Source organism: Flavobacterium sp. I-STPP5a, assembly GCF_009764685.1.
Classification (GTDB): Bacteria; Bacteroidota; Bacteroidia; order Flavobacteriales; family Flavobacteriaceae; genus Flavobacterium.
Genome location: NZ_VHLM01000025.1, coordinates 25,324 through 31,732 on the forward strand (window position 1 = coordinate 25,324; position 6,409 = coordinate 31,732).

At 30.8% G+C, this 6,409-nt stretch carries 5 protein-coding genes; 1 reads left to right on the plus strand and 4 read right to left on the minus strand.

The features are described from left to right. Nucleotides 1-65 precede the first annotated feature (65 nt). The 3 genes from FJV36_RS06100 to FJV36_RS06110 form a co-directional block, all read right to left on the minus strand. A complete protein-coding gene (locus tag FJV36_RS06100; protein WP_158728246.1) occupies nt 66-347 on the minus strand; it encodes a helix-turn-helix domain-containing protein in 282 nt (93 codons plus the stop codon). 89 nt (nt 348-436) lie between these two features. Next, nucleotides 437-1,345: a hypothetical protein gene (locus FJV36_RS06105; RefSeq protein WP_158728245.1), complete on the minus strand. Its 909-nt coding sequence runs from the start codon at nt 1,343-1,345 to the stop codon at nt 437-439. 293 nt (nt 1,346-1,638) lie between these two features. Then, entirely contained in the window at nt 1,639-2,856 is a 1,218-nt protein-coding gene (locus FJV36_RS06110; protein ID WP_158728244.1) for a site-specific integrase, read from the minus strand. A 400-nt stretch (nt 2,857-3,256) separates the two neighbouring features. Between FJV36_RS06110 and FJV36_RS06115 the strand changes: the two genes are divergently transcribed. Next, complete coding sequence (locus tag FJV36_RS06115) at nt 3,257-4,669, plus strand: P-loop NTPase fold protein (RefSeq protein WP_158728243.1); 1,413 nt, start codon at nt 3,257-3,259, stop codon at nt 4,667-4,669. 101 nt (nt 4,670-4,770) lie between these two features. Here FJV36_RS06115 and FJV36_RS06120 read toward each other — a convergent pair. Beyond that, nucleotides 4,771-6,409 (minus strand): IS1182 family transposase (locus tag FJV36_RS06120; protein WP_233264556.1); only part of this gene is annotated, 1,639 nt, incomplete at its 5' end.

Genomic DNA, 6,409 nt, shown 5'->3' on the forward strand with positions numbered 1-6,409 from the left:
GTTGGTTCTCACTTCTGTGAAGTTTGCAATCGCAAACCTCACAAGTTCCGTTACAGCTGCGCATACTATCGACCTTTAAAAGATTTGTTGTAATGTTCTGTAAGCAATTTTTCTACATCAGACAATTTGTAGTAGATTTTGTTTCCAACTTGACTGAAAGAAATTTTGCCTTCGTCACGCCAAGTTTGTGCAGTACGTTTTGAAATTTTCATTAGTAATAGAAATTCTTGATTGTCTAAGAAAGTTTCTTTTTTGGAATCTGATTTCAAAGAAATTTGAGATTGAATAGTGTCTAATTTTGTCATTAGATCTGTGAACTGGTCTTTTGTGAAGATAATTGCATCCATTTTTAAAGTTTTTTAAATGTTATGGTGCAAATGTGGTAAGAGTAAAAAAGTCCTAAAGTCCCAAAATAGTCCCGCGGGACTATTTTGTTTTAAAGCAGTTTGTCAATGTCTAGTCTTTTATGAGGTTTAGGTCTTTTGTCGGCTCTTGACGGTTTGAGTATGGTTTCGACGGTTTGGGGACTTATTTCATTTCCATCTTTATCTACGAACGAATTTACTATCATTCCAACTAGATCATTAATCGAACCGTCAATAATTGGTTTGCCTTCTGAGAATAATTCACGATGTAATTGATAAAATATGTCAACAAACTGATTTACATTGCAATTGAATTGAATTTTTTTAGTTTTTAGCAGGTTATCACAACTATCTTCTTTTGATTTTATGCGTTTATCATTTAGGTTTTTTAACCTTTCTAATTTAGCTATTAATTTTTCGCATTGAATACTGTAATCTTTTAGAGTTCTATGATTTGACACAATTTCAGCTTCTTCATATTCCAATAATTCAGAGGTTAAAAAAAATATTTTATCGTCAAATTCCTGTAATGTTTCAATGTGCTTTTTAGCCTCAAAAAAAGAAAAAATTCTATCTTCACTTTCAGCATTTATAAATCTTTTCGGAGTTTCATATTTAATTTCAACTACTCTCGATGATTGCATTTCTGAGCGTTTCTTTTCAATCAAATATATTAATTTACTAGCTCGAGTTAAAGCACAACTTTTAGCAAATAGTTTTTCATTATTCGAAATTAGTTCTTCAAATTTATTTATCCACATTAAAGCATCGGCAACTTTATTGCATTGATAATTTATAAATTCAGGATAAAGTGCTTGAGGTAAAATAAAAACTTTGTTTATAATGGCTTCGCAATAATTTTTTAATGTGATTTCATTTTCAATAATAATATCAAAATCAGAATTGGTGGACTGTGCCAAAGGCACCGCCAACATTTCGACAAACTGAGAAGTTTGGATAATTTGAACTTTTGAATTCAAGTAGCGCTATTTTACAAATTGTTTTCAATGGGGTTTGAAATGTAATTACAAGCTATAATTTACTTTTTTGTGAAATATTCTAGTAAATCTGCCTAGTATAATTCAACTAAATTTTTTCTATTTGGCTCTAAAAATTAGCACTTTCTATTTTACTAAATTAGAGCAAAAACCAAACCCTTTTAGCAAGGATTTCAAAAAAATTTATTAACAATTTGTTTACGCTTTAATGACCTTTATTTCAATTTTAAGATAACGAGAAATTATGTTAAATATTATTATAATCTTTCTGAAAATTAAAAAATGTAATTATCAACTGCTTTGTCCAATTCTTCGCTTATTATTTTGGCATAAATTTGAGTTGTACTAATATCTTGATGATCCATTAATTTTGAAACGTGTTCTATTCGCATTCCATTATTTAAAGCATTTGTAGCAAAACTGTGACGACTTAAATGAAATGAAAGTGAAAACGGTAATTTCATTAACTTACCCATTCGGTTGAGTTGAAAATTGGCAGAATGATTTTCTTTTGAAGAAATAAAATAACGTGTTTCTTCATTTTTATTATAGATCTTTTTATCGGCAATAATTGGGAAAATGTAATCGTCTATTTCAGTATCTTTTTTGATGTATTTATTTAAAATATCAATGGCAACTTTTCCAATTTTAAACTGGTGTACTCGACCAGTTTTGCGGATTACTTTTTTTATTCTTTGTTCATCTTGGTTGTAATTTGAATATTGCAGCTCGATAACATCGCTAAATCGTAAACCTCCCGCATAAATAGAAAAAATAAATAAGTCACGCCATAAGTCGGCTTTTCGTCCTTCTTTTAATTCTAAATTGGTTAAAGTTTCTATTTGTTCTTTGTTTAAAAAAACTCTTTTTCCTGCATCTTTTTTTAGTGTAAGTTTATTAAATGGATACATATATTCTGGAATAATGTCTTCTTTGATGGCTTCCTTGAACATTATCGCCAAAATCATAACCGAATAACGTTGCGTTGTTGCACCATTTTTTAAAGTGTTTCCCATAAATGCCATATAATCTTTTAAAACTGTTACTGAAATGTCATCAAAATAAACATCTTTTGTTCCGATATAATTTTCAAATTTCTTGGTATAAATCAAATAGTTTTTATAGGTTCCGAACGAAACGCTGCCTTTAATTTTTTCACATCGAGCATAAGCATACTCAAAAAAGTTTGGTACTTCTTTTCCCTTTATGGCTTCCTTTAATTTTTTGATAGAAACAGATTTTACTTTACGTTCCATATCGGCAACTTGTCCTTCAGCATCAGCAATTTTTTGAGATAATGAGGCATTCATCCGTCCGCTATTTGGATGGTTCTTCTTTACTTTCTGCTTTGTTTCGTCCCACTCGTTCTCTTTGAGTTTGACTCCAGCAGTAATAAATTTCGTTTTTCTATCTTTTATAATTCGGATATAAAGCGGTGAATGTCCAGTTTGATCAACTTGATGCGTTCTTAAAATTAGTTTAATTGATGCCATAATAAAAGAAAATTAGAAATGTTGTACTATATTTGTAAACGAATGCAAACAAGTGAAAACTTTATAAATACAAGCCTTTCAAACTGATGCAACGTGGTACGAAGGTACAACAATAGGTATAACAAAACAAGTATTTCATTGCTTTTTATTGCATTATAATGTTCTTTACAATTTCTTAAAGTCAATAAATACAACACTTTAAGTGCAAAAGAGAACTGGCACAAACAAAATTACGATAACAGCTGTTTTGATATAGCTGGAATTTAGTGGAATTATCGTTTCGCAGCACGTTTTCATTAAGCCGAAAATTGAGCGGTTACGAACTTCCAGCCATCTCAAAGCAGCAAAACGTTACCAGCAAGCAACACAAAAAAATGACGGAAATATAAAAATTATATGAATGAGTATTAAACATTTTGATATAGAAATTGAATCTGGAAATCCATTCGCTAATTGTAAATTAGACAGACGAAAATATGCAAATGTATTATTGGATTTAGTTAACTCTTATTCAAATGGTTTTGTTTTAGCTATAAACAATAAATGGGGAACTGGAAAAACTACATTTATAAAAATGTGGGAGCAAGATTTAAAAGACAAACAATTCCAAACTGTTTACTTTAACGCTTGGGAAAATGATTTCGAAAACAATCCATTAACAGCTTTAATGGGTGAGTTAAAAAATATAACTACTAAATCTACCGAACCTAAATTTAAAATTGCTTTAAAAAATGCTTCTATATTATCAAAGCATATTGCGCCAATAATAGTACAGTCTATTGCTGATAAATACATAAATACAAAAGAAATTAAAGATGCGATAGTTAATGTTACAAAAGGTATAAATGATGTTTTTGAAAATGAAGTCAACGAATATGCAAAAAAGAAAAAAGGAATTATAGATTTTCGCAAAAGCCTTTCAGAATTTATTGCCAATACAAATGAGGGTAAACCACTTATATTTTTAATTGATGAACTTGATCGTTGCAGACCTGATTATGCCGTCTCAATTTTAGAACAAATAAAGCATTTTTTTTCAGTTCCAAATATTGTTTTCGTATTATCAATTGATAAAGTTCAACTTGGAAATTCTGTTAAAGGAGTTTATGGCAGTGACAGGATTGACGCTGATGAATATTTAAGACGATTTATTGATATTGAGTATTCTATTCCTGAGCCTGAAAATGAAATCTTTCATAAATATTTATATAACTATTTTGAATTTGATCAGTTTTTTATTTCAGAAGATCGAAAAAAATATAGAGCGCTAGATTCCGATAAAAGTAATTTTTTAGAAATCTGTTCAGTATTATTTTCAAACGGTTTAATTTCATTACGACAACAAGAAAAAATATTTTCACATTCAAGATTAGCTTTACGTTCATTTGATAGTAATAGCTATGTTATACCGCAACTTTTTCTTTTTTTGGTCTATATCAAAACAATTTATGAAGATTTATATAGTAAAATAAATAGCAAAGCATTAACTATTGAAGAATTACAAAAAGATTTTTTTGAAATTATAAAAGGAAAAGTTAATGAAGATAATGAAAGAAAAATTCTTCAACTTGAAGTTTATTTAGTAAATGCTTACAATAATTACATTAACTATCCATATTCAAGAAATAAGATATATGAATACGATAATAGCACTAATAAAAACAAACTTTTAATTAAATCAGTAATAGATAAAACAGAGAATGGAGATTATTTTTTAAGTATACTTGAGAATATGAATAGATATGATAGTATTGAAGGTATAAGTATTGAGCACCTTTTGAAAAAAATAAATTTAACAGAAGTGTTTAAATAACGAACAAATTGCCAGCTGGTAACACACGTAGCTGTTGCGCAACTCTCTTAAAAAAGTAAAATTTCAAGATAAGCGTAAAAAACAACCTCGTTTAAGGATTTTTAAGCGAGGTTTATTTTTGGTTTTAGGTTGTAGTTTGTAAAAATAAAATGCCTTAAAAAGTCAGTTTTCAAGTCAATGAAAGCTGTTTTTAGAGAAGTTGGTACTTTTGCTTGTATTTCACTTACAACTCCGGCTTTTGTTTTTGTTTTTTTGGTGATAAACTTCAAGTATTTCTTAAGATTATAGGTCAACGCTGCCATTAAAACGTGTTTGTTGGCTTGCTTGATTCCTCTTGTGTTTACGCGCTTCATATTGGTAAAATTGACCAACGTTCCTATTACTGGTTCTACGGTTTTACTTCTCACTCGCACCATTTGCTTGGCATAGCGTGCGTTTTGAGTCAGTTTTTGGTGCATTCGATCGTAGTGTTCCTTGTGGATGCTGTGATCTATCTTTTTATACTTAGTGCTTTTTCCGCAGCATTGTTCTCGTAGTGGACAGTTTTTGCAATCGCGCTCACTACTTCGATAGCTGTTTTTGGTGTAGCTTTTGCTATCGTTCTTTTCGCCTTTAAAGAGTAAAATGGCTTTGTTGGAACCTTCTTTGATGCATTCATATTGGTTGAGTTCTTTGTTGAAAATAAAACCTTCTCGCTCGGGTTTGTACTGTCCGAAGTTTGGAATATAGGCATCGATGTTTTTTTGGTGCAAATATTTTAACGCTTCTCCACTACTATAACCTCCATCGGCTAAAAGTTCTTCTAATTCAATGCCATTTTCATTTAGATTTTCCTCTGTTAATTCTACTATTTTTTGCACGCACTGACTATCGCGTTTGTCTGCAAAATCAGAACAGGCGCCTGTTATTACATGATGAGCATCGTCTACAGCTATTTGTCCAAAATAGTTTAACTGTCTTGCTTTTCCTGGTTTTACACTTACCCTAGCATCAGAATCGGTGGGAGAATAATGGGTGTGATTCGATACAAATCTCGGACGTATTGAATTGCCGTGTTCATCTACTTTATCAATGTTGAAGTTAGGATTGGGTTGGCTCTTGTAAGCTTCTTTTTTCCAATTATGGTGTTGTTCTACTAGTTTCTTTCTAGTGCTGGTAGTTTTAAATTCGCTGTTTTCTTCTAATTCATCTACAAAGGCACTGGCATCTTCCAATACTTCTTTCTCTACCAAACTATCCATAGAGGCATTGGCTTTGATAAAAACACTGTCCACGGCTTGACGCTTGCCGCGAATCATACCTTTGGAAACACATAGTTTTAAAACGGCTTTAAACAAACTTAAAAACACTTCTTCACCATATAACTGACGCGTGCGACTAATGGTGCTGTGCCAAGGCAATGCTTCGTCAATGTCATACCGAATAAAAAGGCGAACATCTAAACAATTTGAGCAATATTCGATGAGTTTCCTATCCGAATTTATGTTGTTTAAATAGCCTACCAAACAGATTTTGAAAAACACAACGGGATCAATGCTCTCCTGTCCTTCGTCTCCATAATACTTTGCAGTAGCTTTATATAAAAAATGAAAATCGATAGCTGTATCAAGCAATCGATAAAAATTATGCTCAGGAATCAGGTCCTGTAAATGAACTTGATAGAGCATTTTTGGCGTGAGTTCTTTTCTTCCTTGCATAGTTAAAAATACAATTTCTTTTACTTTTTTGCAAGTTTTTTTT